This is a genomic window from Sphaerisporangium sp. NPDC051011, from assembly GCF_040653595.1.
In the GTDB taxonomy this organism is placed as follows: Bacteria; Actinomycetota; Actinomycetes; order Streptosporangiales; family Streptosporangiaceae; genus Sphaerisporangium.
The window spans coordinates 439,806-464,431 of record NZ_JBFAGG010000005.1 but is presented as its reverse complement, the minus strand read 5'-3'; the positions used below and the strand labels follow the sequence as shown (position 1 = coordinate 464,431).

At 69.6% G+C, this 24,626-nt stretch carries 28 protein-coding genes; 20 read left to right on the top strand and 8 right to left on the bottom strand.

Going from position 1 to position 24,626, the window contains the following annotated elements; all coding sequences use genetic code 11:
- The first annotated feature begins 29 nt into the window (after positions 1 to 29).
- The 10 genes from AB0H21_RS14865 to AB0H21_RS14820 all read left to right on the top strand — a co-directional run bounded on the left by AB0H21_RS14865 (position 30) and on the right by AB0H21_RS14820 (position 9,303).
- Positions 30 to 266, top strand: a complete 237-nt coding sequence (locus AB0H21_RS14865; protein WP_358516445.1) for a PTS glucose/sucrose transporter subunit IIB — start codon at positions 30 to 32, stop codon at positions 264 to 266.
- A gap of 92 nt (positions 267 to 358) precedes the next feature.
- Positions 359 to 811, top strand: coding sequence for a PTS glucose transporter subunit IIA (locus AB0H21_RS14860; RefSeq protein WP_358516443.1), 453 nt, complete (start codon positions 359 to 361; stop codon positions 809 to 811).
- Positions 812 to 922: 111 nt separating this feature from the next.
- Positions 923 to 1,579, top strand: coding sequence for an HAD family phosphatase (locus tag AB0H21_RS14855; protein ID WP_358516441.1), 657 nt, complete (start codon positions 923 to 925; stop codon positions 1,577 to 1,579).
- A gap of 60 nt (positions 1,580 to 1,639) precedes the next feature.
- Positions 1,640 to 1,897: an HPr family phosphocarrier protein gene (locus AB0H21_RS14850; RefSeq protein ID WP_358516440.1), complete on the top strand. Its 258-nt coding sequence runs from the start codon at positions 1,640 to 1,642 to the stop codon at positions 1,895 to 1,897.
- A gap of 106 nt (positions 1,898 to 2,003) precedes the next feature.
- Entirely contained in the window at positions 2,004 to 3,680 is a 1,677-nt protein-coding gene (ptsP, locus tag AB0H21_RS14845; protein WP_358516438.1) for a phosphoenolpyruvate--protein phosphotransferase, read from the top strand.
- A gap of 286 nt (positions 3,681 to 3,966) precedes the next feature.
- Entirely contained in the window at positions 3,967 to 5,709 is a 1,743-nt protein-coding gene (locus tag AB0H21_RS14840; protein ID WP_358516437.1) for a glycoside hydrolase family 3 N-terminal domain-containing protein, read from the top strand.
- 50 nt (positions 5,710 to 5,759) lie between these two features.
- Positions 5,760 to 6,410 carry an HAD family phosphatase gene (locus tag AB0H21_RS14835; RefSeq protein ID WP_358516435.1) on the top strand — a complete coding sequence of 217 codons (651 nt, stop codon included), beginning with the start codon at positions 5,760 to 5,762 and terminating at the stop codon, positions 6,408 to 6,410.
- 555 nt (positions 6,411 to 6,965) lie between these two features.
- On the top strand, positions 6,966 to 7,472 hold the full coding sequence (locus AB0H21_RS14830; protein WP_358516434.1) for a hypothetical protein: 507 nt from the start codon (positions 6,966 to 6,968) through the stop codon (positions 7,470 to 7,472).
- Positions 7,473 to 7,663: 191 nt separating this feature from the next.
- On the top strand, positions 7,664 to 8,305 hold the full coding sequence (locus tag AB0H21_RS14825) for an HAD family hydrolase (protein WP_358516432.1): 642 nt from the start codon (positions 7,664 to 7,666) through the stop codon (positions 8,303 to 8,305).
- Between the two features lie 290 nt (positions 8,306 to 8,595).
- Positions 8,596 to 9,303 carry a haloacid dehalogenase-like hydrolase gene (locus tag AB0H21_RS14820; protein ID WP_358516430.1) on the top strand — a complete coding sequence of 236 codons (708 nt, stop codon included), beginning with the start codon at positions 8,596 to 8,598 and terminating at the stop codon, positions 9,301 to 9,303.
- 139 nt (positions 9,304 to 9,442) lie between these two features.
- On the opposite strand, the gene AB0H21_RS14815 is transcribed toward AB0H21_RS14820, so the two are convergent.
- Complete coding sequence (locus tag AB0H21_RS14815) at positions 9,443 to 9,811, bottom strand: VOC family protein (protein ID WP_358516428.1); 369 nt, start codon at positions 9,809 to 9,811, stop codon at positions 9,443 to 9,445.
- A 70-nt stretch (positions 9,812 to 9,881) separates the two neighbouring features.
- Between AB0H21_RS14815 and AB0H21_RS14810 the strand changes: the two genes are divergently transcribed.
- On the top strand, positions 9,882 to 10,331 hold the full coding sequence (locus AB0H21_RS14810; RefSeq protein ID WP_358516426.1) for a MarR family transcriptional regulator: 450 nt from the start codon (positions 9,882 to 9,884) through the stop codon (positions 10,329 to 10,331).
- Positions 10,332 to 10,716: 385 nt separating this feature from the next.
- On the opposite strand, the gene AB0H21_RS14805 is transcribed toward AB0H21_RS14810, so the two are convergent.
- The 3 genes from AB0H21_RS14805 to AB0H21_RS14795 form a co-directional block, all read right to left on the bottom strand.
- Positions 10,717 to 11,619: a hypothetical protein gene (locus AB0H21_RS14805; RefSeq protein ID WP_358516424.1), complete on the bottom strand. Its 903-nt coding sequence runs from the start codon at positions 11,617 to 11,619 to the stop codon at positions 10,717 to 10,719.
- A gap of 505 nt (positions 11,620 to 12,124) precedes the next feature.
- Positions 12,125 to 12,958, bottom strand: a complete 834-nt coding sequence (locus tag AB0H21_RS14800) for a hypothetical protein (protein ID WP_358516422.1) — start codon at positions 12,956 to 12,958, stop codon at positions 12,125 to 12,127.
- A gap of 158 nt (positions 12,959 to 13,116) precedes the next feature.
- Entirely contained in the window at positions 13,117 to 13,569 is a 453-nt protein-coding gene (locus tag AB0H21_RS14795; protein WP_358516420.1) for an NUDIX domain-containing protein, read from the bottom strand.
- A 252-nt stretch (positions 13,570 to 13,821) separates the two neighbouring features.
- Here AB0H21_RS14795 and AB0H21_RS14790 point away from each other — a divergent pair, with 252 nt between their 5' ends.
- From AB0H21_RS14790 to AB0H21_RS14780, 3 genes are all read left to right on the top strand, one after another.
- Positions 13,822 to 15,231: a hypothetical protein gene (locus AB0H21_RS14790; RefSeq protein WP_358516419.1), complete on the top strand. Its 1,410-nt coding sequence runs from the start codon at positions 13,822 to 13,824 to the stop codon at positions 15,229 to 15,231.
- Positions 15,232 to 15,750: 519 nt separating this feature from the next.
- A complete protein-coding gene (locus AB0H21_RS14785) occupies positions 15,751 to 15,954 on the top strand; it encodes a hypothetical protein (RefSeq protein WP_358516417.1) in 204 nt (67 codons plus the stop codon).
- Positions 15,951 to 16,268, top strand: coding sequence for a hypothetical protein (locus AB0H21_RS14780; RefSeq protein ID WP_358516415.1), 318 nt, complete (start codon positions 15,951 to 15,953; stop codon positions 16,266 to 16,268). The genes AB0H21_RS14785 and AB0H21_RS14780 overlap by 4 nt, the downstream gene beginning before the upstream one ends.
- Here the strand turns inward: AB0H21_RS14780 and AB0H21_RS14775 are convergent.
- Both AB0H21_RS14775 and AB0H21_RS14770 read right to left on the bottom strand, forming a co-directional pair.
- On the bottom strand, positions 16,224 to 16,931 hold the full coding sequence (locus AB0H21_RS14775) for a DUF6221 family protein (RefSeq protein WP_358516414.1): 708 nt from the start codon (positions 16,929 to 16,931) through the stop codon (positions 16,224 to 16,226). The genes AB0H21_RS14780 and AB0H21_RS14775 overlap by 45 nt on opposite strands.
- A gap of 298 nt (positions 16,932 to 17,229) precedes the next feature.
- The gene (locus AB0H21_RS14770; protein WP_358516412.1) at positions 17,230 to 17,412 is read right to left on the bottom strand and encodes a hypothetical protein; all 183 of its coding nucleotides are present in this window, start codon (positions 17,410 to 17,412) and stop codon (positions 17,230 to 17,232) included.
- A 194-nt stretch (positions 17,413 to 17,606) separates the two neighbouring features.
- On the opposite strand from AB0H21_RS14770, the gene AB0H21_RS14765 reads away from it, so the two are divergent.
- Positions 17,607 to 17,807, top strand: a complete 201-nt coding sequence (locus tag AB0H21_RS14765) for a hypothetical protein (RefSeq protein ID WP_358516410.1) — start codon at positions 17,607 to 17,609, stop codon at positions 17,805 to 17,807.
- A gap of 156 nt (positions 17,808 to 17,963) precedes the next feature.
- Here the strand turns inward: AB0H21_RS14765 and AB0H21_RS14760 are convergent, their stop codons facing one another.
- A complete protein-coding gene (locus AB0H21_RS14760; RefSeq protein ID WP_358516408.1) occupies positions 17,964 to 18,569 on the bottom strand; it encodes an ATP-binding protein in 606 nt (201 codons plus the stop codon).
- 191 nt (positions 18,570 to 18,760) lie between these two features.
- On the opposite strand from AB0H21_RS14760, the gene AB0H21_RS14755 reads away from it, so the two are divergent.
- Positions 18,761 to 19,624, top strand: coding sequence for a helix-turn-helix transcriptional regulator (locus AB0H21_RS14755; RefSeq protein WP_358516407.1), 864 nt, complete (start codon positions 18,761 to 18,763; stop codon positions 19,622 to 19,624).
- A 32-nt stretch (positions 19,625 to 19,656) separates the two neighbouring features.
- Positions 19,657 to 19,872, top strand: coding sequence for a DUF397 domain-containing protein (locus tag AB0H21_RS14750; protein ID WP_358516560.1), 216 nt, complete (start codon positions 19,657 to 19,659; stop codon positions 19,870 to 19,872).
- A 393-nt stretch (positions 19,873 to 20,265) separates the two neighbouring features.
- Here the strand turns inward: AB0H21_RS14750 and AB0H21_RS14745 are convergent, their stop codons facing one another.
- Positions 20,266 to 21,501, bottom strand: coding sequence for a helix-turn-helix transcriptional regulator (locus AB0H21_RS14745; protein WP_358516406.1), 1,236 nt, complete (start codon positions 21,499 to 21,501; stop codon positions 20,266 to 20,268).
- A gap of 113 nt (positions 21,502 to 21,614) precedes the next feature.
- Between AB0H21_RS14745 and AB0H21_RS14740 the strand changes: the two genes are divergently transcribed.
- The 3 genes from AB0H21_RS14740 to AB0H21_RS14730 all read left to right on the top strand — a co-directional run bounded on the left by AB0H21_RS14740 (position 21,615) and on the right by AB0H21_RS14730 (position 24,609).
- Positions 21,615 to 22,187: a flavoprotein gene (locus AB0H21_RS14740; protein WP_358516404.1), complete on the top strand. Its 573-nt coding sequence runs from the start codon at positions 21,615 to 21,617 to the stop codon at positions 22,185 to 22,187.
- A gap of 173 nt (positions 22,188 to 22,360) precedes the next feature.
- On the top strand, positions 22,361 to 23,374 hold the full coding sequence (locus tag AB0H21_RS14735; RefSeq protein ID WP_358516402.1) for a glycosyltransferase: 1,014 nt from the start codon (positions 22,361 to 22,363) through the stop codon (positions 23,372 to 23,374).
- On the top strand, positions 23,371 to 24,609 hold the full coding sequence (locus AB0H21_RS14730) for a methionine adenosyltransferase (protein WP_358516400.1): 1,239 nt from the start codon (positions 23,371 to 23,373) through the stop codon (positions 24,607 to 24,609). Before AB0H21_RS14735 ends, AB0H21_RS14730 begins: the two co-directional genes overlap by 4 nt.
- The last annotated feature ends 17 nt before the right edge of the window (positions 24,610 to 24,626 follow it).

Genomic DNA, 24,626 nt, shown 5'->3' with positions numbered 1-24,626 from the left:
TTGCCCCGGGCGTATCGAGGAGGTCCGAAATGGCGGCAGACGCGCGCGCGATCATCGCCGGGCTCGGGGGAGCCGACAACATCATCGACATCGAACCCTGCATCACGCGCCTGCGCACCGAGGTTCGCGACGCCTCCAAGGTCGACCACGCCGCCCTGCGGGCCGCGGGCGTCCACGGAGTGATGGCGGCGGGCAACGTCGTCCAGGTGGTGGTGGGTCCCGACGCGGACACCATCGCCTCGGACATCGACGACCTCATCACCTGAGAGTCGCCCGGGGCGGCCTCTCGCCCGAGGCCGCCCGGACCGCCTGGAATCGCCTGAACCCCACCGCCGGGACGCCGGAAGGTGAGCCTGCCATGACCACTGTTCTCGCTCCTGTGGCGGGCCGTGTCGTGGGGCTGGCAGCCGTGCCCGATCCGGTGTTCTCCCAAGGCCTGGTCGGGCACGGCACCGCCATCGACCCGGCCAGGGAGCCGGGCACGGCGGTCGCCCCGATCGACGGCACGATCGTCAAGCTCCACCCGCACGCCTATGTGATCGTGGGCGACGACGGCCGGGCGGTGCTGGTGCACCTGGGCATCGACACGGTGGAGCTGCGGGGCGAGGGGTTCCGCGTCCTGGCGGCCGAGGGGGAGCGGGTGCGCGCCGGGTGGCCGGTCGTCGCCTGGAACCCCGCCCTGGTCGAGGCGGGCGGCAGGTCCCCGATGTGCCCGGTGGTCGCCCTCGACGCGCGGCCGGGCACGGTGAGCGTGCTCGCCGCCTCTTCTGGGGCCGTCCGGGCGGGCGACCGGCTCTTCCTGTGGAGCTGAGGCCCTGGAGCGGTGTTCCTCTGGGGCTGGGGAGATCTCGCGTAACCCAGGCATGTTGGATTGGCTCACAGTGAAGCGGTGAAACCTCGACCAAAGGGGAGTGACGGGCGCGTGGGAGCGAAGGCCGCGTTGTTCGACCTGGACGGCACCTTGATCGACAGTGAGCGCCGGAGCCTGGTGCTGTGGGGCCTTCTGCTGACCAACCATGGGGTCGACCACGACGAGACCCTGCTCAGGCAGTTCATGGGCCGCAGGGGGCCCGACGTCCTCGCCGAGAAGGCCGGGCTCTTCCCTGGCAGGCGCGCCGAGGACCTGCTCGCCGAACTGTTCACCTACCTGGACCGGCCGGGCCTTCCCGAGATCGCCCCCGTGCCCGGCGCCGCCGACCTGATCCGGCGCATCGACGGCCACGGCCTTCCCGTGGTGCTCGTCACCTCGGCGCGGCGGTGGTGGGCCGAGAGCTGCCTGGAACTGGTCGGGGTGAGCGACGTGGTCCGGACCATCGTCTCCGCCGAGGACGTCATGGTCGGGAAGCCTGATCCGTCCTGTTTTCTCATGGGCGCCCGCGCGGCGGGCGTCCGTCCCGGGGAGTGTGTGGCCTTCGAGGATTCGCTGGCGGGGATCGCCGCGGCCAAGGCGGCGGGTATGACCTGTGTCGGGGTCGCCACGACGCACCACGTGAGCGAGTTGTCCGCGGCCGATCTCGTGGTGTCCGACCTGGCGGGGGTCGACTGGCCGCTACCGCTGTACGGCGATTTCCCGGTATAACCCGCTTTCGTACCCTGAATCCCGAACGGGTGGTCTGGACCGCCCCGCCAAGGAGGAACCGTGCCCGAGCGCAAGGTCATCGTGGAGTCGCAGGTAGGGTTGCACGCCCGCCCCGCCGCGACGTTCGTGCAGACCGCCGCCAAGGCCACCATCGACGTCACCGTCGCCAAACCGGGCGGCTCGCCGGTGAGCGCCAAGAGCATCCTGTCCATCCTGGCCCTCGACGTCCGGCACGGGGAGGCGATCGTGATCCACGCCGAGGGCGAGGGCGCCGACCGGCTCCTGGACGAGCTGGTCGCGATCGTGTCGGTTCCCTGACACCCCGCATTTCCGGTCCTGCGGCCATGTCCGAGACTGTGTGCCGCGACCGTCGCGGCGACGGCGTTCTGATTCTGTGAGAAGCGCGGAAAGTGCGGTCAGAGTGATGGAGAGGCTGACGGGGGCGGGGGTCAGCCCCGGCGCCGGGTACGGGCCCGCGTACGTCATGGGCGGCGCCGTGCCCGAGCCCGCCGCGGGGGCGCGGCACAACGACGACCCGGTGGGCGAGACGGCGCGGGCCGAGACCGCCGTCGAGCGGGTGGCGGCCGAGCTGGAGGCCAGAGGCGAGGCCGTGGGCGGCGAGGTGCGGGACGTGCTCGCGGCGCAGGCCATGATCGCCCGGGATCCCGCGCTCTCCGCCGACGTGGCCGCGCTGATCGACGCGGGGACGGCCGCCGAGCGGGCCGTGTACGAGGCTTTCATGCGGTATCGGGACGCCCTCTCCGAGATCGGCGGCTATTTGGGCGGGCGGGTCGCGGACCTGGACGACATCCGCGACCGCGTGATCGCCGAGCTGACCGGCCTGCCGATGCCCGGCCTGCCCTCCGGCGACCCGTCGGAGCCGTACGTGCTGGTCGCCCGCGACCTCGCACCCGCCGACACCGCCCTGCTGTCCCCCGAGATCGTCGCCGCGTTCGTGACCGAGGCGGGCGGCCCCACCAGCCACACCGCGATCCTCGCCCGCGCCATGGGCGTGCCCGCCGTGGTCGCCTGCGCGGGCGCGACCTCGATCGTCCACGGCACGCCCGTCCTGGTCGACGGCACCACCGGGACGGTCGGCCTCGTCCCCTCTGAGGAGGAGGTCGCGGCGACGCTCCTGGTGGCCAAGGAGCGCGAGGCCGTCCTCGCCGCCTCCTCCGGCGGGCCCGGGGCGACCTCGGACGGGCACCCCGTGGCCCTGCTGGCCAACATCGGCGGACCCCGCGACCTGCGGGCCGCGCTGCGGTACGGCGCCGAGGGCGTCGGGCTCTACCGCACCGAGTTCCTGTTCCTGGACCGTGAGGACGCGCCGTCGGAAGAGGAGCAGATGGCCGCGTACCGGGAGGTTCTGACGGCGTTCCCGGGCGGGACGGTGACCGTGCGGGTCCTCGACGCGGGGTCCGACAAGCCGCTGGGCTTCCTGCCGGCTCCTGGGCACGAGCCCAACCCGGCCCTCGGTGAGCGCGGGCTGCGCATCCTGCGGGCCTATCCCGACGTCATGATGGGCCAGTTGCGCGCCCTGGCACGGGCCGCCGAGGGCACCTCGGCGCGGCTGCACGTCATGGCGCCCATGGTCGCGGACGCCGAGGAGGCCGCCTGGTTCGCCGGGGCCTGCGAGGAGGCCGGGCTCACGTCCGCGGGGGTCATGATCGAGATCCCGTCCGCGGCGCTGCGGGCCGCCGAGCTGGCCTCGGTCGTGGACTTCTTCTCGGTCGGCACCAACGACCTCGCCCAGTACACCCTGGCCGCCGACCGGCAGGTCGGGGCGCTCACGCGGTTCCAGGACCCGTGGCGGCCCGTCCTGCTCGACCTCGTCGCGATGGCGGCCTCGGCGGGGGTGCCGTGCGGCGTGTGCGGGGAGGCGGGGTCGGACCCGGCGCTGGCGTGCGTGCTCGCCGGGCTCGGGGTGTCGTCGCTCTCGATGGGGGCGCCCGCCCTGCCGTGGGCCCGTGCGGCGCTCGCCCGCCACACCCTCGCCCAGTGCCGGTCCGCCGCCGAGGCCGCCCGCGCCGCCCGCACCGCCGAGGCCGCCCGCGCCGCCGCCCGCGCCCACCTGCCCGGCCTGGCCCAGTTGTCCGTCTGACGCCGCGCGGGCTCGGTGCGGGACGGCTCGCGTGGCGTCCGGCTTTGCTCGGCCGGCCGCCCCTGGGGGCGCGTCCGAGGTGTGGAGGAGGCTCGGGCTGCCAGGCCGGGCCGGCGAGTGAGGCTGAGGCGCCGCGAGCTGAGGCGCCGCGACGCCGACGGCGATTCCAGGGCGCTGCATTCGCTCATGTGTTCGCAATGGGCGAACTCTCGATACGCGGAGGTATGTGCGGCGGTAGGTCAAATGCCGGGAGCGGTTCGGTCAAGGCCCGGATACGGTTGACCGCATGGCTGGACCTCTGCGCCTGGTTGCGCTCCTGGTGATCGCGATGGTGACGGCCGCGTGCGGCGCCGCCGACCCGCAGGCGTCCTCGCCGCGCCCCACCACCGCCCCTCCCTCGTCGCCCGCCGGGGCTCCGCCCGCGAGCCCGTCCCCGAGCGCGCCTCCGGCGTCGAGCGCCGCCCCGAGCCCCGCCGTGTCCTCGGCGCTGGCCGCGATGAGCGTCGAGGACAAGGTCGGCCAGTTGTTCATGCCCGTTCTGTACGGCTCGCGGGTGAACGGCGCCCAGGCCGAGAACAAGGCCCGGTTCGGCGTCGGCAGCCCGGCCGAGGTCGTCGCGAAATACCGCCCCGGCGGCGTGATCCTCTTCCCGTGGGCGGGCAACATCGAAGACGTCCCGCAACTCGTCCGGCTCACCAACGGCCTGCAGAAGGCGTCGAAGATCCCGCTGATCATCGGCGCCGACCAGGAGAACGGCGTCGTCTCGCGGCTGAGCCCCCTGGTCACCGACGTGCCGGGCAGCATGGCCATCGGCGCGACCCGCGACCCGGACGCCGCGCGCGCCGCCGCCCGGGTGACCGGTGAAGAGCTGCGCGCGGTCGGCGTCAACCTGGACTTCGCGCCGGTCGCCGATGTCAACGTCAACCCCGCGAACCCGGTGATCGGCGCGCGGTCGTACGGCTCCGATCCCGGGCGGGTGGCCGAAATGGTCGGCGCCGCCGTGCAGGGTTTCCACGACGCCGGGGTCGGCGCGGCCGCCAAGCACTTCCCCGGGCACGGCGACACCAAGGCCGACAGCCACACCGGCCTGCCGGTGATCCACCACTCGCGGTCGCAGTGGAAGAAGCTGGACGCGCCCCCGTTCGAGGAGGCCGCGCGGCGCGGCGTCGACATCGTCATGACCGCCCATGTCGTGATGCCGGACCTCGACCCCTCGGGTGATCCGGCCACGCTGTCCAAGCCCATCCTCACCGGCCTGCTCCGCGACGAGATCGGCTACGACGGCGTGGTCTGCACCGACGCGCTCGACATGGCAGGCGTCCGCGAGAAGTACGGCGACGCCGAGGTCGCCGTGCGGGCGATCCTCGCGGGGGTGGACCTGTTGCTCATGCCCCCGGACTTTCTCGCGGCGTACGGAGCCGTGCTGGCGGCGGTGAAGTCCGGTCGCATCTCGGCCGACCGGCTCGACCGGTCGGTCACCCGCCTTCTGGCGCTGAAGGAGTCGCGCGGCATCCTGACCGCCCCGGCGGCGGACGCGGACGAGGCCGCCGGTGTCCTGCGCTCCAAGGAGCACCGTCAGACCGTCCAGGACATCGCCGACCGGTCGGTGACGCCGGTCAAGGGCGCCGACGCGCTCCCGGTGACGGGCGACGTGCTGGTCACGGGCCCGGCGGGCAGGCGCCTGGCGGGCATGCTGGACGACGCGTCGGCCGCGCCCACGGGCGACACCCCCACGGCGTCCGAGATCGCGCGCGCCCGGTCGGCCGCCGCCAAGGCCGACACCGTGATCGTCACCACCGAGGACGCCGGCCCCGCCCAGACCAAACTGCTCGCCGCGATGGTGGACACCGGCACGAAGGTCGTCGTGGTGTCCATGGGCGCGCCGTACGAGCTGGGGCGGTTACGCGGCTACGACGCGGCGCTCGCGGTCTACTCGGACGGCGACGCCTCGCTGAGGGCCGCTGCCAAGGCCCTGAGCGGCGCGCTGACCCCCGAGGGAACGCTTCCAGTGGGGCTGGGCAAGCACTAGCGACACGGTTCGGCTTACTCTGAAAGGCCGAGCAGACATAGGGAGCAGATGTGCTGAAGGGTGTGCTGATCGACTGGTATGGGGTTCTCACCACGAGCCTGCACGAAGCGATCACCGAATGGCTCACCGCCGACGGCATCGATGCGGCGCATTACCGCGACCTGATGCGCGACCTCATCGCCCACGCATACGAGGGCGGGGCCGACGGCGAGAATCCCATCCACGCGCTGGAGCGGGGCGAGATCGACGCGGCAGCGTTCGAGCGCGACCTCGCCGCGCGGCTGCTCACGCTCGACGGCGGGCCGCCGGTCGCCGAGGGGCTGCTCACGCGGATGTTCGCGGGCTTCCGGCCGGTCGAGCCGATGTACGAGATGCTGCGCGTGGCCCGGGCCTCGGGGATCGCCACCTGCCTGGTGTCCAACTCCTGGGGCGACCACTACCTCAGGGACGGGTGGGACGCCTGCTTCGACGCGGTCGTCATCTCGGGCGAGGTCGGCATGCGCAAACCCGAGGCGCGCATATTCCACCACGCCCTCGGCCTGGTGGGCCTCTCCCCGGAGCAATGCGTCTTCATCGACGACATCGAGGCCAACATCATCGCCGCCCAAGCCATCGGCATGATCGGCTTACACCACAGCGACCCCGACGCCACGATCACGTCCCTGGAAACCCTCTGCCGCCTGAAACTCAGACTCGACTGACGAACACCACCCCCGCACCACTCCGCCAGACCGCGAGTCCAGCAGACGCGTCCGGCTGGCGCCGCGCAGGCTTCCTCAGCCGGTGCCGGCCCGGGCGGCGCGCTGACCCCGGCCGAGTCGGCGGACGCGGCGAATCCGGCAGGGGCCCCCGAGCCCGCAGTGGCTGCCAGCCCGGTCGCGCTTCCCGCGTCGCGTTGGGTTTGCCGGGCCGTGTCGGGCTTTCCGGGCCGCGTTGGGTTTCAGGGGCTGCTGGGTTTGCTGGGGCTATTGGGTTTGCTGGGCTATTGGGCCGTTGGGGTTGTGTCGGTTGGAGTGGTTGTGGGTGGTGGGGAGTGGCCGGTGTCGTTCGGCGGGGGCCTGATCGGTCGGTGCAGTCGTGATCCGCTGGCACACTCGTAGGTGATCGGTCATTGGTGATCGGCGGCGTTCTCGCCGGGGCGGATGCCGGCATCGTGGAACGCCACGCACCCGAGTCCCGCACGACCCGGGATGCGGCACGACACCTCGTAAGATCGCAAAACTCGCAAACTCGCAAATATCGTGATTGAGGAACGCATGCGCGTTTACTTGCCGTGCACGTTGCCCGCGCTCGCGCGGGTGGCCGCGGACGGGGAGGTCGGCCCCCCTCCGCTGACCGGCTACGCGGTGACCCCCGCCCTGGTCGAGTGGTACGTCTCCGGCGACACCGAGGAACTCGAATACGTTGCCCTCACCGACGCCGCCCGGGCGTCCCTACGCATGCTCGCCGCCGACCGCGCCGACGGCGTGGACGTCCCGGCCCGGCGCGTGGTGATCGCCGCCGAGGTGCCGGAGGGCTCGGTGACCGCCGGCGTCGATCTGGAAGAGCGCTCGCGCGTGCGCGTCCCCGCCTCCGTCCCGCTCGGCAAGGTCGCGGCCGTCCACGTCGACGATCCCCAGGCCGCCCCCGACATCGAAGCCGCCCTGTCGGCCGTCTTCGCCGCCGACAACGGCGACGAAGACGCCCAGTTCGACGTCGACGGCGCCGAGGCCCACGAACTGCTCTGGTACGCCACCCAGGAGATCCCCGACCTGCTCACCTGACCCCGTTCGAGTGACGACGGAAGAACGCCGCCTCCGGGGCGCCTCGAACCGCCGTGCCGGAGGCGCGGCCATAGGCACAGACGCGGCGGTGACCGGGCCTTGAGGTCGGCGGGACCCGCGGGCGGCGACGGCGTTGCGAGCAGGAAAACCTGAGGAACGGCTCTGAGCGGCTGGTTATCCTTGACCCTGATATGAAGCACATCATCTGGGACTGGAACGGCACGCTCTTCCACGACATCGACGCCGTCGTCGGAGCCACCAACGAAGTGTTCAGGCCGTACGGCCTGGCCGCGTTCGACGCCGACGGTTTCCGCGCCGCGTACACCCGCCCGATCTGGGTCGCCTACGAGCGCATGCTCGGCCGCCCGCTCGACGAGGGCGAGTGGGAGCGGCTCGACGCCGCCTTTCACGACCACTACCACCGCCTGATGCTCACCTGCGCCCTCGCCGAGGACGCCATGGGCTGTCTGCGCGCGTGGAACGACTCCGGCCGCACGCAGTCGCTGCTGTCCATGTGGGCGCACGACCGGCTGGTGGCCAAGGCCGCCGAGCTCGGCATCGACGCGTTCTTCGCCCGCATCGACGGCCTGAGCGCGGCCACGTCCCCCGGCGGCGGCAAGGCCGAGCACATGGTGGCGCACATCGCGGCCCTGCGCGTGGACCCCGAGAACATCCTTGTGGTCGGCGACAGCCTGGACGACGCCCACGCCGCCCAGCACGTCGGCGCCACCGCGGTGCTCTACACCGGCGGCATGACCAGCCGCGCCGACCTGGCCGCTTCCGGCTTCCCCATCGTCGAGTCCCTCAGCCACGTCCTCGACTACACGAGCTGACCGGTCTTTCCCCAAGGCCAAGGCTGGTAAGTGCGGGGCGCTGGCATTGGTGGCCGCCTCGGCCCTGGCCTGCTTCGCTGTGGCGTTCTTCGGCTTCGCCGGCCGGTGACCGGCCCACCGGAGGCGACCGGTGTGCGAAGAGGGCTCGGTACCGTCGGGGGTGCGCGGGTCTGTGCGGGCCGACTCAGGGGCACGACGAGTTCGGTATCGGGTGCGGCGGGGAGGGGTTGGGGCGTCGTAGTCTGGGCGGACACCATTTGCGCGTTCGGAGGCCCCCCATTAACCGTCTCGTGCTCTGGAATGTCGACCTCACGCTGGTCGACGTGGCCATCGTCACCCGTGAGGCCTACGCGGACGCGTTCCGGCAGGTCACCGGGCGCCCGTTGGTGAAGCTGGCGCCCGCGATGGGCCGCCCCGACTCCGAGATCATCTTCGAGACCCTCGCGATCAACGGCATCGTCACGAGCGACGAGCATCTGCCGAAGTTCATCGACGCGCTCGCGGGCGCGTTCTCGGGCCGGCGCAGGCGCCTGGACAAGGACGGCCGCGCCATGCCGGGCGCCAAGGAGGCGCTCAAGGCCGTGTCCCGGCTGGAGGGCGTCGTCCAGTCCGTCCTCACCGGCACGATCAAGAGCAACGCCATCCACAAGCTGAGGGCCTTCGGCCTGGACGCGTTCGTCGACTTCGAGGTCGGCGGCTATGGCGAGGAGGTCTACCCCAAGGCCACCCTGCTGCAGGTCGCGCAGGGCCGGGTAAAGCAGATGTACGGCTTCACCTGCGACGGCTCCAACACCGTCCTCATCGGCGACTCGACCAGAGACGTCCAGACGGCCCGCATCGCCGGCGCGTCCATGATCGCCGTAGCCTCCGGCCGCTCGACCGCGAGCGAGCTCCGCGACGCCGGTGCGGACATCGTCCTCCAAGACCTGACGAACCCGTCCGAGGTGGTCGCGGCCGTGGCCCGCCTGACCACCCCGATGGACCGCAAGGCCGGCTGAACCTCCCCGGAAGCCCGAACTCTCCGGCAAGGCTCTCCAGGAAGGACGGGAAGGCTGAGACGTCCCGAACGTTCCGGTAAGCAGGCGGCAGCGGGAGAGACGGTCGCGCGTCCGCGGCCGGGCCGAACTCCGGCCGAGGTTACTGCTTGTCGTGGACGGTGACGGCGTATCCGTCCGGGTCGGTGAAGGTGAACGTCCGCCCGAACGGGCCGTCGAAGGGCGGCGTCACGATCGGGACGCCCGCCGAACTGAGCGCGTCGTGCAGGTCCTGCGCGTCCGAGGCGTGCAGCCACAGCGCCACGCCGAGACCCGGGCGGTCCACCGCGTCCAGGTCGACCCCTGGCAACGGCTCACGCACCGCGAACGGGACGGGGGTGGTGGCGAACACGATCGCGTGGGGAGGGCTCACGGGGGCGCGGCGCAGGCCGAGCCGGTCTTCGTAGAAGGCGGCGGCGCGGCCAAAATCGCGCACCTGCAGGGCGATGAAGTCGGGTCCGGTGACCGTCATGGTTCTCTCCTGAAGTCCTGAGTGATATGTCAAAGTCCTGACATAGGCAACTATGTGTCAGGATGCTGACATGCGTCAAGCTGAAATGCTCGGCCCGGTGGAGAACGCGGTCGGCTACGTCCTCAAGCAGGCTGCGGTGGCGCTGCGCAACGCCATGGACGTGGGGCTGCGTCCGCTGGGCCTGACCGTGCCGCAGTACGCGTGCCTGGAACTGCTGGGGCAACGCCCGGGACTGTCGAACGCCGAGCTCGCCCGGGGCGCCTTCGTGACCCGTCAGTCGATGAACGTCGTCCTGCGCGGTCTAGAGGACCGTGGCCTGGTCACGAGGCCCGCCGCCTCGCCGCGCGGCCGGGAACTGCCCACCGAGCTGACGGAGACCGGCCGCGACCACCTGCGCGCGGCCAGCGTGGCGATCCGCAGGGTGCAGGAGAAGATGTGCGCGGGCCTGACCCTCGCACAGCAAGAGGCACTCCTCGGAGCCCTCGAAGCCTGCGTCCGGAGTCTCGCGGAGAGCCCTTGACGCGGCCGGCCGTGCGAAGACGAGCGCGCGATCCTCGCCCGGGACCACGCGCGCCGTCGTCGATCCGCCCCAGGCCATTCGGTCCGCGTCCGACACGCGCGACGCCAGACAGCCGTCCTGGGCCAACCACTCGACGGACTTGCTGAACAGGTCGATGAACCGCCCTTCCCGGTTGGCGCGGACCTGGCGCGGCGTCACCACCCCAGCGCGAAGCCGCCGAGAGCGCCGAGTCCCCGCAGCAGCGTCGTGCGCGCGTCGTTCACCGCCCCGAACCGGTCCCCGGGCGGTGAGGGTCGACGCGGCGCGCTCCGTGAGAGCGAGCGAGGGCGGCGGGAACACCTCTGCGGGATCCCCTACCTCCGGCTAGACCCGGGATCGTGCTCGATCACGCAGAAGGTGGGTGCGGCGTCGTCGTCGGTTCGATCTGTGTGGAGATGCGGTACTCGTTTCGCCGGCCCCACACGTTCACCCGCATCCGAGCGCGATACCCCACCTCCGGATGCTCGTCGACGAACGAGAAGGCGAGCGGCTCGCCCGGCGGGGGCTCGAACGCGGGCCCTCGGTAGCCGAGCGAGTAACCCTGCGCGAGGAGCAGTTCGATGACGTCGACAACGAGATCCGTACGCTCGGTGCACACGAACGTGCCTCGATGGCTCGACCAGGCGCGACCGTCCGGCGGCGCGATCCGCAGTTCTTTGACCCACACACCCTCGCCGATCCACCCGGATGTGTGCTCGCCCATGACCGCCGGGTGCGGAAAAGCTTCCAGCAGACCGGCCAGGGTCTCGCCGCACAGGGCGTTGACCCTCAAACTATGGACTCGCCCGGACAACGGGGCGAACGCCAGCACCTCCAGGAACTGCTCCAGCGACGAGAACGCCGGGGCCGGGCCGAACGGCGCGTCGAACAGCGAAATGCCGTCCGACGCGGCCATGACGCCGAACGGCGACTCCCATTCGGTCAGGTGCTCCGCAAGGCCGTAGACGGGAAACGCCGTACCGTGCTCGGCCGCGGGCAGATCTGCGGTCCGCAGAGACGGGCACGCCCGCAGGAAGCACGCGACCCCGAGCAGCCGACCCCCGGGGAACGCGGCGCCGCCCGCACGTCCCTCCAACTCGACGAGCGCCTCGTGGACCGGGAACCCTCGCCGCTTCAGCAGATCACGCAACGCCCCGGCCGGTACGGACAGCTCCGCGTGCCGAGCGATCCGCGCCGCACGGAGGTGCCCGAGAGCATTGAACGAGAGCGAGCGCGCCATGTCGTCCGACAGGAGGCGAGGGCACTGCATCGGGCACCACCCTGTTCACGGTCGGCGGTCGCTCAGCCCTGAGAAAGAAGTCGCGACCGACACGACCTCGGATACGACAGGCGATGCTCAGCCAGGGCTGTAGGCGGAGTGGTCGGTGTGAGTGAACAGGATGGCGCGGACGCGATCGCGCTGTCGACCGCCCACTGTGGCACGATCGCCGAGACGACCGCCACCTGAGCGTATCGAAGCAGTGGCGCACCGGCCCGTTCGTGAAAGCATTGCGGCACTTCGGGCAAGAACGGGCGACCGACATTCACCTGACCCAGCGGAGACGCCCGCATGGCCGTTCCACATGACCTGGCCGACCCACCCGATCTCCGGCTCAACAGTTGGACCCGCTCCTCTGGTGTGAGCCGTACCGGCCAGAGGGCAGGCAAGAGGAAGACGTCGCCGTTCTTCAGGCGCAGGACGTCTACAGGGAGCTTGGGCGGGGAGGGGAGCATCGCCCGCCCATTGTCCAGCACGCGGGCAGGTTTGAGAACGCTCAGCAGCCAGGTTCGGGGCCGAGATAGGCCGGTGAGCGGAACAACCGGGCGAACGTGCCGGGTCCGTGCCGCTGGTCGAGCCAGGCGCACAGGCCACCCATGGAGCCGCTGATCATCGCTCGGAGAATCTCCTCGTGCAGGGCTTCGCGTTCGCCGCCGCCTAGCTCGGCGAGGAAAGTCTCATAGCGGGCGTTCACCCCGGTCTGGTAGGAGCCCAAGCGGCGCAGGTAGCCGTCGACCTCTCCAGAGGAGGTGATGGCCGCCCGGTGGGCGGGGTCACCGAGCGCCGCGGTGTCGGCGGTGGTGAGCCGGCCGGTGACGTCACCGAAGCCGTACCAGTCGGGGCCGTGCTCGGCGCCGATGATGTCGGCGTGGGCGGCGGCGGAGCGGGTCAGAGCGCGGGCTTCGCGGTCGGTAGCCCCTTCCATGAGGACGCCGAGGTTGCGGGTCGTCGTGGCGCCGGCGGGATCCGGCGGCGAGTAGGTGGTGCCGTCCACGCTGCGGACGTTGATGCCGTAGTGGGTGCGGACAACCTGGCCGACGTGGATGCTGTACCGCCGGTAGGAGCCGTAGTGCAGGCAGTCGTGGGCGTACGCGCGCAGCAGGTCCAACGCCGCGAGCGGGGACGGCGTGGAGCCGTCGAGGGGGCCGTACCTGGTGATGATGGCGCCCATCTGCAGGTGCCGGTATCCCTGGTCTGGGTGGTGGAATCCGCCGAACGCGTCCTCGATGTTGGAGCGGACCCCGACCCAGACTCGGTCGGTGGGCAGCAGCTGGGTCAGGCCGAGGTGCTCGTACCGGGCGGCCAGGGCCGCTGCGCCGGCGTAGAACACTTCGCCTGCGTCTTCCCAGACGTCGAGAGCCCACGGCAGCAGGGAGAACGTCAGATCCGGGTGGGCGCGGTCCAGGCCTGCGGTGGCGCGGCAGCCGGCCAGGTGCTCGCGTACCGCGGCCTGGTCGCCGTCGAGGTGCTCGTTGGGTGCCAGGCAGCCTAAGCGTGCTGGCCGAGGATGAGCAGCCGGTGCGACTCTTGCAGCCCGTCCGGCAGGTCGTACGGTGTGAACCATCTCGCCTCCAGGATCTCCAGAGGGTCGAGGTGGAGGGTGCCGCCTTCGGCTTTGCACTCGTAGGCCACCTCGACGCGCAGGTTGTAGCCGCTGACGAGGTTCACCAGCGGCCCCACTTCGACGGTCAGGCCGGTCTCCTCGCGTAGTTCCCGGGCGATCGTGGCTTGGAAGGTTTCGCCCTTGTTGGCGTAGCCGGTGGGGCATCCCCACTGGCGTCCCTCCGGCCATAGCCGGTGTTTGAGCAGCAGCACTTGGCCGTGGTCGTTTCTGACTACGGCGGTGACGCCGACCATGAACTTTGCGTGGCGGAGCCAGAGGATCCGCCATTGGAGTTGGCCTGCCAGGGCGCGCCAGAGCCGGGCGACGAGGTTTTTCACGTGGGCCTCCGAAGGGTTGTGGCGCCGTGGGGGCGCTGTGCCTCACCATGGCGGAACCGCGGAGGGTCTGCCATGGAGTTGGGATGGCCGGCGGTGCGTGTCCGTCCGCGGCGGTGTGGCGTGCGGATCGAGCGTGCTGCTGCGCACATGAACGCATCAATGCCAGCCCGGTCAGAACATTGCCAGGAAGGCAATGATTGAGCGCAGCCGTCGCGCTACTCTCAGTTCAGGTTGTTCGCGTCGGAGGTCTACGTGGCCGAGATCGATCGAGCACAACGGGCCGCGGTGCTGCGCCAGGCGAAGGAGATCCGTCTCGCCTGTCAGCGCCGGGGCTTGGGTGTTGAGGAGACGTGCGCGGCGATCCGCGTCGAGTTCCCCGCGATGTCGCGGCTGGAGGCGTGGCGTTTGGCGTATGGATGGAGCCGCGCCCAGGCGATCGACGGGATCGCCGCGCTGTACGCCGACGCCGGCATGGAACGGCCTCCGCTGACCCCGGGAAAGCTGTGCAAGTGGGAGCACGGCGAGGAGAGCCCGCGCTCGTATGTGCCTGATCTGTGCAGGTTGTACGGGGTTCCTGCAGCGCAGTTGGGGTTGGGTGAGCCGAAGCGCCGCACGCCCACTAGTCGCACTCAGCTACATGTGGATACGGTGAGTAGCGATGCGGCTCACATCGAAAGGGAACCCGTGCGACGCCGAGAGCTCATGACCATCACCGGCCTGGTGATTCCGCTGGCCGTGCTCCGGCGGGTCGACGACGCCCTGGCAGCACCACCGGCACCGCAGCGCCCCGAAACCCCCCAGCAAGTCCGGGTGCGGCTCCAGCAGGCCCACCACCTGTACGACCACAGCGCGCTCAGCGCCCTGATGGCCGGCTTCCCCGCCCTGATCGCATCAGCCCGGGAAATGGCCGACCGAGCCGACACCCCAGCCGGGCATGCCCTGCTCTCGGAGTGCTACGCGCTGATGGTCCACACCTTCAACAAGGTCGGACACCGCAAAGCGGCCCGGCTGGCCGCCGAGCGGGCGCTGCTGATCGCCGAACGATCCGGGGATGCGGTGGCTATCGGGGCAGCATCCCGCCCCATGGGCATGCTCCTGCGCAAGGAGCAGCGTTTCGACCCGGCGGCCCGCGTGGTCGAGCGGGCAATCGCAGGGTTGGAGGCCACCGGGCTGCGCACCTCGCCGCAGGCGTCGACGTACATCCGTCTCCAGTGCGCCCTGGCGTACACCACAGGCTGGGCACGCAAGGAGCAGGAGGCGTTGGACCGGATCAGCGAGGTCGAGCGAATCGCCAACCGCCTGTCCCCGCTGGCCGGGCCGGTCACCAGTCTGCCGTTCGTCCAGCTGTACAGGTCGAACATCCACTACGCCCTCGGCGACGCTGAGCAGGCCCTGTACGTCACCGAAGGGCTACGGCCGCAGATGTTCCCCACGCCTGAACGGCGGGCGCGATTCCATGTCGACGTCGCTCGTTCAGCGTGGGCGGCAGGCCGGCCGGAGCAGACCGCGCGTGCGCTGCTGGGCGCCCTCTCCGACGCGCCGGGCGAAGTGCTGGAAAGACCAGGTAACCAGCGAATCGCATCAGACCTCGTCACCCGCCACCCGCGGGTGGCCGGCGTCAGGGAACTCGCTACTGCGATCGGCACCAGCCCGGCGGGGTGAACCACTCCCCTGCATCAGGCGTCTCAGTACGGACTCGGCGGAAATCCAACGTCACCCGGAGGACAGACACCCATGCCTGGACCGCAATCGCCAGCCAAGCCGAAAAGAGACTGGGCCGAGACACTCTTGCGAACGGGTGGATGGGTGGTCGGCGGATGTGTGGCGCTGGCGTTCGTCGTCAACGGACGCCGAAACATGTCGGCTTCGGACCCCTCCAAGCTGCCGCTCGTAGCGCCCACCCCGACGGGCGCCCAGCCGAGCGACAACGGGCTCGCCAATTTGGTCGAGCAATGGAGCTCCCAGAGACTCACCGGGTTCGTGTGCTCCGACGGGTGGCGGTCCGCCTCAAGTGGACGCGGGACGTGCAGCCATCACGGCGGGATCAAGTCGGACAGTCTGGAACGTAAAGGGCCGTGAAGTGCTGTGTCTGACGCACTCCGAAGCGCTGTGCCCATGAGTCAACGGGAGAACCGCGTGTCGCACAGGCCGTTGACCTGCGAGGTTGTAGCGTCCACGGCCATGGCGAGAGACATGACCCGCAACGGGCAGCGCACCGGCCGCAAGCCCGGCAACCGCAAGAAGTACGCGTGGGAACGCGGCATCGTCCCCTCCAGCATCCCCAAGGCTGAACAGCCGACGAAGTGCAAGGGATGCCAGACCGACACGGTCAAGGGGAAGCTCCGCTACGGGTACTGCTCGAACTGCTGGACCGGATCGTCGTGACCGAACTGCCGCCGTGGTGCTGTGTGCCCGTCGAGTTGACCGCCGAAGAGGTCGCCTTCCTCGACGGCCTCCCTGACGGAGCTCACACGGTCGAATCGGTTCGGCCGTGTGAAATCCAGGAAGGCCACGAAGGCGTGCACATGTCGCTAGGGCAAGCCGCCAAGGACGACGTTGAGTGGTGGATCCTGTGGGACGACGCAGGCGGGCGGGAGATCGGCGTGCTGCCGCCGTGCGAGATCGAAGACCCGGAGTCCGAGCACCAGTGCGTTCTACCACTCGGCCATCCGGGGCGGTGCGGGTTCGCTCTGGACTAGGTCTCTTCGCCGTGTGTTCCAAAGGTGTGCGGCGATCGCATCGGCGACCTCTTCAGGAGTCTCACAGATCTCCCGCCACTCGCACGGGTCGGTCCCGCAAGGGCACCTGGCTTCGAGTTTCCCGAGGGCAGCGGCGTAGCCGGGATGGGTCAGGTAGGACGCCGCCAGGTCGCACAGGGTCTCGTAATGGTGACGCGTCAGATCGTCCCAGTGCTCGGGTCCTTGGGCGTCATCGGGCTGCATGGTGAGGCGGTACTCGAAACGGGCGAGGATCCACTGGCGTGCTTCCACCTCGCGAAGCAGCCTGCCTGTGCTGTAGGCCAGTTTCCCGGGGACTCCGAAGACCCGGTAGCCGGTGGGGGTTGGGCCGCGAAGGTTGCCTGTGGCGTTCGCGGCTGCTTCATCCTCGGCGAGTCGGGCTTTTAAGAACGATACGAACGCGTCTGTATCGGTGCTCATAGGCCCTCCAGCGCCTCGAATGTCGAACGGACGCTCGGCCAGCTTCGCCTTCCAGCGGTCGTTGTACCAGTGGTGGATATCCTCGTTCAGGAAGGAGCGCAGCTGCTGCGTCTCGTGCTCGTCCGGGCGGTGCAGTTCGTCATCGAGGCGGCCAGAGTCGAACGCGACGATGTAGTGCCAGCGCGGCCAGGCGCTCCCCACCACCGACCATGTCGCACAGCTGCCCGACGACGACGGCGCCTATTGGCGCAGGCCGTTGCTCAACAACGGGCTGATTCGTGTCCAGACGGGCGGCCAGACGTTCAACGTGCTCACCTCGGCGCGCATCGACTTCTGGCAGCCGCGAAACCCGCGTGACCCCGTCCAGGTAGAGCGGCGTGAACAGTTCGCCCGACCCGCCACCACGACCGACGAGCGCGCGTGGCGGGCGGCGGGCTCCCCGGCCACCGTCCAGCGGGTGTGCACACCCGGCACCCGAGCGAGCGCATGCCCGAAACTGCGGCTACGGTCCGAGCCGTCCGGCTGCCTCTACACCCGCGCGGCCGAGCCGGGCGGCGTGCTGGGCGACCGGCGGCTGGGCGAACTCGCCCTCGCCGACCTCGCCGCGCTGCCCGGCGACGCAGTCGGGCTGCGAGAGACGCTCCGGACGTACTGGAAGTCCGGAAGGGAGGAGAGTTTCGAGCACTTCCTTACCTTCGCCTCCGTCCTTCTGGAGCTGCCGGTCAGCCCCTCGGTCCGGGCCGTGGCCCTGCACCTGCTCGCCGGGCTGCCCACGACCGAGGTGCGCGGCCCGGTCACCGATCCTCTAGGACGCAAGGGCATTGCGGTCACCTTCTTCAAGAGCGAGGGCTCTTCACCGAGTTCGGCGCCGACGACGAGGTGGCCGAGCGGTACACCACCATCCTCGACCCGCGGACCGGCACGGTCCTGGCTCACACCCCGATCGCGGCCGAGAGCGCCGAGGGGCTCCCGAAGGGGACGACCATCAGCTACCAGGCATGGGCGCCCGAAGCCGGCGGGATTGGTGACCGCCCCGAACGGCCACGCGGCTGCCGGCTCAGTGACCACCCGATCCCGTGACGGACGCGACCTTCTCCGGGTGAATCGCCGGTCGGCTGGACGGCCCGGGTCACGCCGACTCGTCCAGCCGGAAAGCGTCGGCGGCGCACACGGCCGCGTGGCGGAGCGATGATAAACGCCCCTCGCGCTTCGATCCGAGCTGAGCACGACTACAAGTCACTCAGACACGCCGGTTGCCGTGCCATCAAAGCCGCCGCCCTCGACCATGCCGATACCCCGTGCCAAATCCTCGGGAGAGGATGCCTCGATCAGAATGGGGAGTGGTGTGGAGGGGACTGCCCACCAACGGCATGTCGCTTCACCAAACCATATCCTCCAACCGCAGACACCGATGGGCTGCTCGGAGGGGTACGAGGAAGAGGCTTTATCAAGGGCATCCCAGCGGAGTTCTGCCCAAACGGTGCGTCCCAGGTCGTCACCTTCGACGCCCATGCGGCTGCTCAGAGCTGCGACCATCGCCAGGCCGCGTCCTCCCTCCAGCAGTTCGTCGTTCGTCCCGTGCTGGATGGATGGAACTGCGGAACCTCCGGCGTCGGACACGGCTATCCGTACGATTTGGCCGGACAGCCCTAGCTCGACGCTGAACGTGCTTCCCTGCCCTGATCTGCTGTGGCGTATCGCATTGGCGGCCAGCTCTACGACGCAGGACACGGTGTCGTCCCGGGTCGGGTGATCCAGTAGCACGCCGTTGACGAAGCGTCGCACCTCGCGGAGCTGAGCCGCATCGCCTGGGAACTCGCGCCGCCACGTGGTGCTGGTCATCTTGGGATGCCTACCCTGCGACGGTTCGTTCTCCTGCTCACCGGTTCCGCCTTCCGTCAGATGACTCCGAAGAGTGACTTGTCGATTACTCGCAGCATGGCATCGGCTGGGCAAGCTTGCATGGAAATTGCAGATACTCCCTGGAGTCCTGGCTCGTCCCTGTAGGGTCGCTGCCCAATGCAATACGTGACGTGGAGGTGACGATGAGTGCTAGACGCGGAGTGACCCTGCGATCTCAGTGGCTGGGTAAGCAACTGCGCGAACTACGCGAAGCCGCAGGGCTCACACTCAAGGACGCTGGGGACTTCCTCCAGCGCGATGCCTCGACAATCAGTCGTGTCGAAGCTGGGATCTACCCTGCTCGCTCCACTGAAGTGGTGGCGCTCCTGGGCCTCTACGGAGTGGCGGATGAACGGCAGCGTGACGGCCTTGTTCGGCTGAGCCAAGACGCATGGCAGAGCGGATGGTGGGACGCGTACGCCGACGACGTGCATCTCGGCATCGTGGACAATGCTTGGCTGGAGTCGCGTGCGGAAGGAATCCGCTCGTTCGACGCGATGGTGGTGCCAGGACTACTGCAGACGCGGGACTACATGAATGCGATCATGCGGGCCGCGGATGCGGAGCCGTCTGAGGAGCAGATCAGGCGCTGGATCGAGTTCAGGCTGATCCGGCAGCAAGTCCTGGCGAGCAATCTGCCACATCTGGTGATGGTGCTGGACGAATCCGTGCTGCGGCGCCCGGTGGGCGGGTCAAGGATCATGCGGGCGCAACTGGAGCGGCTTGTAGATGTGGCACGGCAGCCCAACGTCGAGATCAGGGTTCTCCCGCAGTCGAGCGGAGCGCATGCCAGTCCGGATGGGTCGTTCAAGGTCTATGACCTGCCTGAGCCTTACCCGACGGTCGCGTATGTTTCGAGTCCGGCAGGCGCTATTTATGCCGAGGCTGAGCAGGCGCGGAGGCTTATGCTCAAGTTTGATGCAATCAGTCGAGATTCGCTGCCGAGTGAGAAGTCCGTCGAGTTCATCGGAGCCGTCGCTCAGGAACTCGGCTGACGTTCTGGGATGGAGTCTTCGTGTCTGCCCCCTTGAACCTTCCTGTCGCCTGGCACATCAGCAGCTTCAGCGCCGATGGAGGGGGTGGTGACTGCGTCGAGGCCGGCCCCGTACTCGATGGAAGCGGACGCATCGCTGTCCGGCACAGTCGCCATCCCGACGGCCCGGTGATCGTTTACACCCCTGCCGAGTGGGAGGCTTTCACGGCTGGGGTACGCGCGGGGGAGTTCGACTTCTTTGGCGGCTGACGTCCTTCGGGGGATAGCGGACCGCTGGGATCCTGCTTCACATGATCCGCTTCGGTTCTCGGGGAGATGACGACCAAATGAACGGCGAGATTTCGGCAAGGCGATCGCGCCCTCGGGTATCGGCCTCACATTGGTCGCGCGGCCATCTGAAATCGACGAGGCGACCGTTACCAGCCTCACGGCGATCACCCGCGCTCACCGAAGGCTTGAAGCAGCCATTCCGTCACGTGAACTCGCACGTGGAGCCATCGATCACGTTTCCTCGCACCGCAGGAGCATCCTAGAGTAGGCGGACAGATATGGAGAGTTGTTTCACGCCCCCGCTTCACGCCCTGGCTTACGCTCGTTTCCTCCGCCGCCGAGTTCGAGCGCGTGATGGTGATCTGGCTGAGGTCAGGTGGCTTTTAGGATGCGGGCGGCCAGGTCGAGCGCCGCGCGCGGAGGTCGCTTGGTCCCTTCGGTGATTTCCATGATCGTGGTGTGGGCGGCGCGGTTGAAGGCGATGGTCTCGGTCGATTGCTGCTCGGATGCCAGCAGGGCGGTGACGGCGGCGTCGGGCTCGTTGCGGCGCAGATGCCCTTGGGCGAGGTCGATGAGGTGCTGGGCGCGGCGGTTGGTGGAAGGGATCGTGGCCAGGTCGATGCGGCTGGCGTTCTTGATGGCGGTGGCCGCCTGGCCGGTTTCGATGTGGAGGGCGACGGAGTAGATGGCGACGTTGGCCGCCCCGAACATTGTCAGCGGGTGGTGGTGGTTCTTTCCCAGAGCGGTGGCGGAGCGGTGGGCGAGCTTCCAGCTGTGCCAGGCATCTGCGGGGCGTCCCAGGCGGGCCAGGGCGATGGCGTTGAAGAGGTTGAGCGCCCCGAAGGTGGACAGAGCCGCGGGGGAGGTCGGCAAGGCGCGGTGGAGTTGGCCGGTGGCGTCGCGGGCGATGGCATGGGCCTCTTCCGCTTGGGAGCGGCCGAGCGCGGCCATGGTCGAGGTCCAGGCGGAGACAGAGATGAACACGGGGTCATCGGTCTCTTCGGCAGCGACCATGGCGCGGTCGGCGGCGCGGGCGGCGAGGTCAGGTTCGCCGACGCAGTATAGGAATCGCTGTGCCATCTGGAAGGCCTCGCTGAGCAGCTGCCAGGTGAGGCGGCGACTGGCTGGCGGGCTGGCTCGGTGCAGGGCGAGGGTGTCGCGCAGCAGGCCGGGCACCACGATGCCGAGTGCGGTGTAGGGGCGGTCGGAGCGGTGCCAGGCCGACCAGGCCAGGGACAGCCGGCGACGGATACTTTCGGATTCGGTGTAGGGGTCGCGGGTGGAGGCCTTGGGGTAAGTGGGGGTCGACAGCAGCCGGCGCAGCGCGGGGACGGTCTCGTGCTGGAGATGGGTGGTATCCCTGAGGGCGCAACGCAGACGCTGCAGCCGCGCGCCCAACATGATCCCGAGGTCGTCGAGGCCCAGCACGACGGCCAGGGCGATGGCGGTGGACAGCTTGTCCAGTGGTCGGCGGCCGCATTCCACCAGGCGCAGCCACTCCTCGGTGTAGCCGCAGAGTTCGGCGCAGGCACGCATGCTCAGCCCGCGGCTCATGCGTAGCGTCCGAACTGTGGCGCCGATCTGACGGTCGACCGGGTCGATCTCCACGTTCCTCTTGATCATGGCGGGCCCTCCCATGATGGCCGTAATGTACCCCCGACTGCACCGGATGCGGCGCCAAGGACGCTAACTGCATTTACCTCGATAGTCAGGGGATTGACATGATGACCGATGGCAGGCAGCCCGTTTTGTATGTGATCGCGTGTGGAGGCCGCCCGGCCGGAGAGCTTCCGAATCTGGTGACGTCGCTGCAGGCCGACGGCTGGACTGTGTGCGTGGTCACCACGCCGTCGGGCAGGAAGTTCACCGACTCCGCGCGGCTGACGGAGCTGACCGGCTATCCCGTGCGCGACGACTACAAACGGCCGGAAGAGCCGGACGTGCTGCCACCGGCCGATGCGATGGCGGTGGTCCCGGCGACGTTCAACACGATCAACAAGTGGGCGGGCGGGATCTCCGACACCCTGGCGCTGGGGTTGTTGAATGAGGCGATCGGCCTGGGTCTGCCGCTGGTAGTCGTCCCGTGGCCGAACGTGGCGCTGGCTCGCCATCCCGCCTTCCCCGTGAGCGTGGAGCGCCTCACCTCCTGCGGGGTCTCTGTCCTGCTGGATCCTGAGCGGCTGCCCCAGCCCGCCTCCGGAGCGCCGGGCGCCGCCTCGTTCCCGTGGGAGGAGCTGAAGTCCGAGCTCCGCCGGGTCTATGAGGTGTGCATGGGCCGGATAGCGCCCGTCTGATCGCGTCGCATCCTCTCAGCGGGTCTGTTCGTGCGGGCAGCAGGAGCTCTGGCAGGGGAGGCATTGAGTTCTCGGCCGCCGCAGCGCGGGACTCCTAGCACAGGGAAGCGGGCCTGACTATCCCCAACAGCTAGTTGGGTGTCGCAGAGCGATGCCCTCTTAGCGTCGCGTCCATGTCGGATGATCCGTATCAGGCGATGCACCCGCGTGTCTCAGTGGTAGTGCCCGCACGCGGGAACGGCCGCTGTGTGCGGGAGCTGCTGGAGGCGCTGTCCCGGCAGAGTTACTCACTGAGCTTGGTCGATGTCATCGTCGTGGACAACGATCCGCCGTGGGCCCAGGGCCCAGTTGCCGGCGCGGTCCACAGCCGGGCGTGGCCGTTCCGGGTGCGCGTGGTGGTCGAGGTGCGGGCCGGGGCGAGCCGGGCCCGCAACCGCGGCATCTGCATCGCCGACGGCGACTACGTCGCGCTCCTCGACCCGGACATCGTCCCAGATGAGGGCTGGCTGGCAGCGCTGGTGTCGGCCGCCGTCGACGAGCAGGCCGCGATCGTAGGCGGCCGCACGATCACGCATTACCCCGAGGGTCTGGCGCGTCCTCTCACCGACGGCCTGCGCGAGTGCCACGGCCCGGTGAACTGGCCGTCCAAGCGCCGACCCTACGGCTGGCCGTACTGGATCACCACCGCCAGCCTGCTCGTCGAGCGTGAGGTGTTCGAGAAGATCGGCGGCTTCCGGCCGGATCTGGGCCGCCGCGGCCGGTGGCTGCTGGGCTGCGAGGACCTGGAATTCGTCGATCGAGCCGTCCAGAAAGGCCTGACAGTCGTGATCGAACCGGCCGCAGTGGCCGGGCATCCGGCCTACCGGCGTGAGACCCGGCTTGGCTGGTTCCTGGAGCAAGGGATCGGTCACGGGGTGAGTGTGGCCCGGATGCACACCAGCGTGGCCGTCACTGCGGCCGCGATCCGGGTCGGCCGCCGCGACGTCGCCGCGGCCGTGACCCATTTGCTGGCCGCCTACCTCTTCTTCGACAGCGCCAGCGCGGTGCAGGGGCTGCGGGAGCTGGCCCGGATCGCCGCCTACCGGCTCGAACGCACCCGCCTGCTACTGATCGGTCGCCGCCTGATCCCGGCGGAGGCCCCACCCCCACCCGAATCTCCGTCTCCCGTCCAGAAGGGGCTTTCGTGATCACCACTGTTGCTACCGGACTGCTGGCCGCCGACCTGATGCCGGTGGAGCTCGTCGAGCGTAAGGGCGCCGGGCACCCCGACACCCTGGCCGACGGCGTCGCCGAAGCCATCTCACGGGCCTACAGCCGCTACTGCCTGGACACCTTCGGCGCGATCTTGCACCACAACACCGACAAGACCGCGCTGCTCGGCGGGCTGGCGGAGGTGTCCTTCGGCTCCGGCAAGCTCGTCCAGCCGATCACGGTGCTCGTCAACGGCCGCCTGACCCGCGCGCTCGGCGAACAGCAGGTGCCGGTCGACGACATCGTCGAGGGAGCAGTCCGGGATTACTTCAGCGCGCGGCTGCCGCTGCTGGACGTGGAGCACGACCTGGTCATCCGGCAGCGGCTGACGCAGGCCTCCAGCCCCGGCGCGGTGCACGGCCCGAGCAGCGAACAGGTCGCCGGCCGCACCCGCTGGTTCGCCCCGCGAACGCTGGACGACCTGGCCGAGCGGCACCGCATGTTCGCCAACGACACCAGCGCCGGGGTCGGCTATGCCCCGCTCGGTGTAGCCGAGCACCTGGCGATCGCGGTGGAGTCCCACCTGTCCGGTGAGGACTTCCTGCGAGAGCACCCGCACGTGGGCACCGACATCAAGCTCATGGTCGCCCGCACCGGGCAGAAGATCCACCTGACGGCGTGCGTGCCGCAGATCGCCGTACACACCCCGGACTTGGCCACGTATCTGAGCCGCCGCGAGGAGCTGCGCGAGCTGATCGGCGCGCTGGCCTCGGTGGCCGCGCCCGGCCACGACGTGCTGGTGGCGATCAACACCCGGGACGACGCCGAGCGGTGCGAGCTGTATCTGACGGCGATCGGGTCATCGCTGGAGTCCGGCGATGAAGGTGTCGTCGGCCGCGGCAACCGCGCCAACGGGCTGATCTCCATGCTACGGCCGTGGTCGGCCGAGGGCGTGTCCGGCAAGAACCCGGTCTACCACGTCGGCAAGCTCTACAACCTCGCCGCTCAGGAGGCCGCGAACCGGCTGCACGCGCTGACCGGCGCCAGCCTCGCCGTCGCTCTGGTCTCCCAGTCCGGTCGCGACCTGGACGATCCCTGGCAGGTTCTCGTGCACCACTCCGGCTCCCAGCCGCTCGATCGTGCGCTGGTCGAAGGTGTCGTCGGTGACGTCATGGCCGACTTCGACACCCTGCGCCAGGGCTTGCTCGACAACGCCCTGGCCACCGCCTGACCGACAGGAGAACCCAC

Coding starts and splice junctions, on each gene's coding strand:
- AB0H21_RS14865 (WP_358516445.1), top strand. CDS start 30: ATGGCGGCAGACGCGCGCGCGATCATCGCCGGGCTCGGGGGAGCCGAC.
- AB0H21_RS14860 (WP_358516443.1), top strand. CDS start 359: ATGACCACTGTTCTCGCTCCTGTGGCGGGCCGTGTCGTGGGGCTGGCA.
- ptsP (WP_358516438.1), top strand. CDS start 2,004: ATGGAGAGGCTGACGGGGGCGGGGGTCAGCCCCGGCGCCGGGTACGGG.
- AB0H21_RS14840 (WP_358516437.1), top strand. CDS start 3,967: ATGGCTGGACCTCTGCGCCTGGTTGCGCTCCTGGTGATCGCGATGGTG.
- AB0H21_RS14830 (WP_358516434.1), top strand. CDS start 6,966: ATGCGCGTTTACTTGCCGTGCACGTTGCCCGCGCTCGCGCGGGTGGCC.
- AB0H21_RS14825 (WP_358516432.1), top strand. CDS start 7,664: ATGAAGCACATCATCTGGGACTGGAACGGCACGCTCTTCCACGACATC.
- AB0H21_RS14815 (WP_358516428.1), bottom strand. CDS start 9,811: ATGACGGTCACCGGACCCGACTTCATCGCCCTGCAGGTGCGCGATTTT.
- AB0H21_RS14810 (WP_358516426.1), top strand. CDS start 9,882: ATGCGTCAAGCTGAAATGCTCGGCCCGGTGGAGAACGCGGTCGGCTAC.
- AB0H21_RS14805 (WP_358516424.1), bottom strand. CDS start 11,619: ATGCAGTGCCCTCGCCTCCTGTCGGACGACATGGCGCGCTCGCTCTCG.
- AB0H21_RS14785 (WP_358516417.1), top strand. CDS start 15,751: ATGGCGAGAGACATGACCCGCAACGGGCAGCGCACCGGCCGCAAGCCC.
- AB0H21_RS14760 (WP_358516408.1), bottom strand. CDS start 18,569: ATGACCAGCACCACGTGGCGGCGCGAGTTCCCAGGCGATGCGGCTCAG.
- AB0H21_RS14740 (WP_358516404.1), top strand. CDS start 21,615: ATGATGACCGATGGCAGGCAGCCCGTTTTGTATGTGATCGCGTGTGGA.
- AB0H21_RS14735 (WP_358516402.1), top strand. CDS start 22,361: ATGTCGGATGATCCGTATCAGGCGATGCACCCGCGTGTCTCAGTGGTA.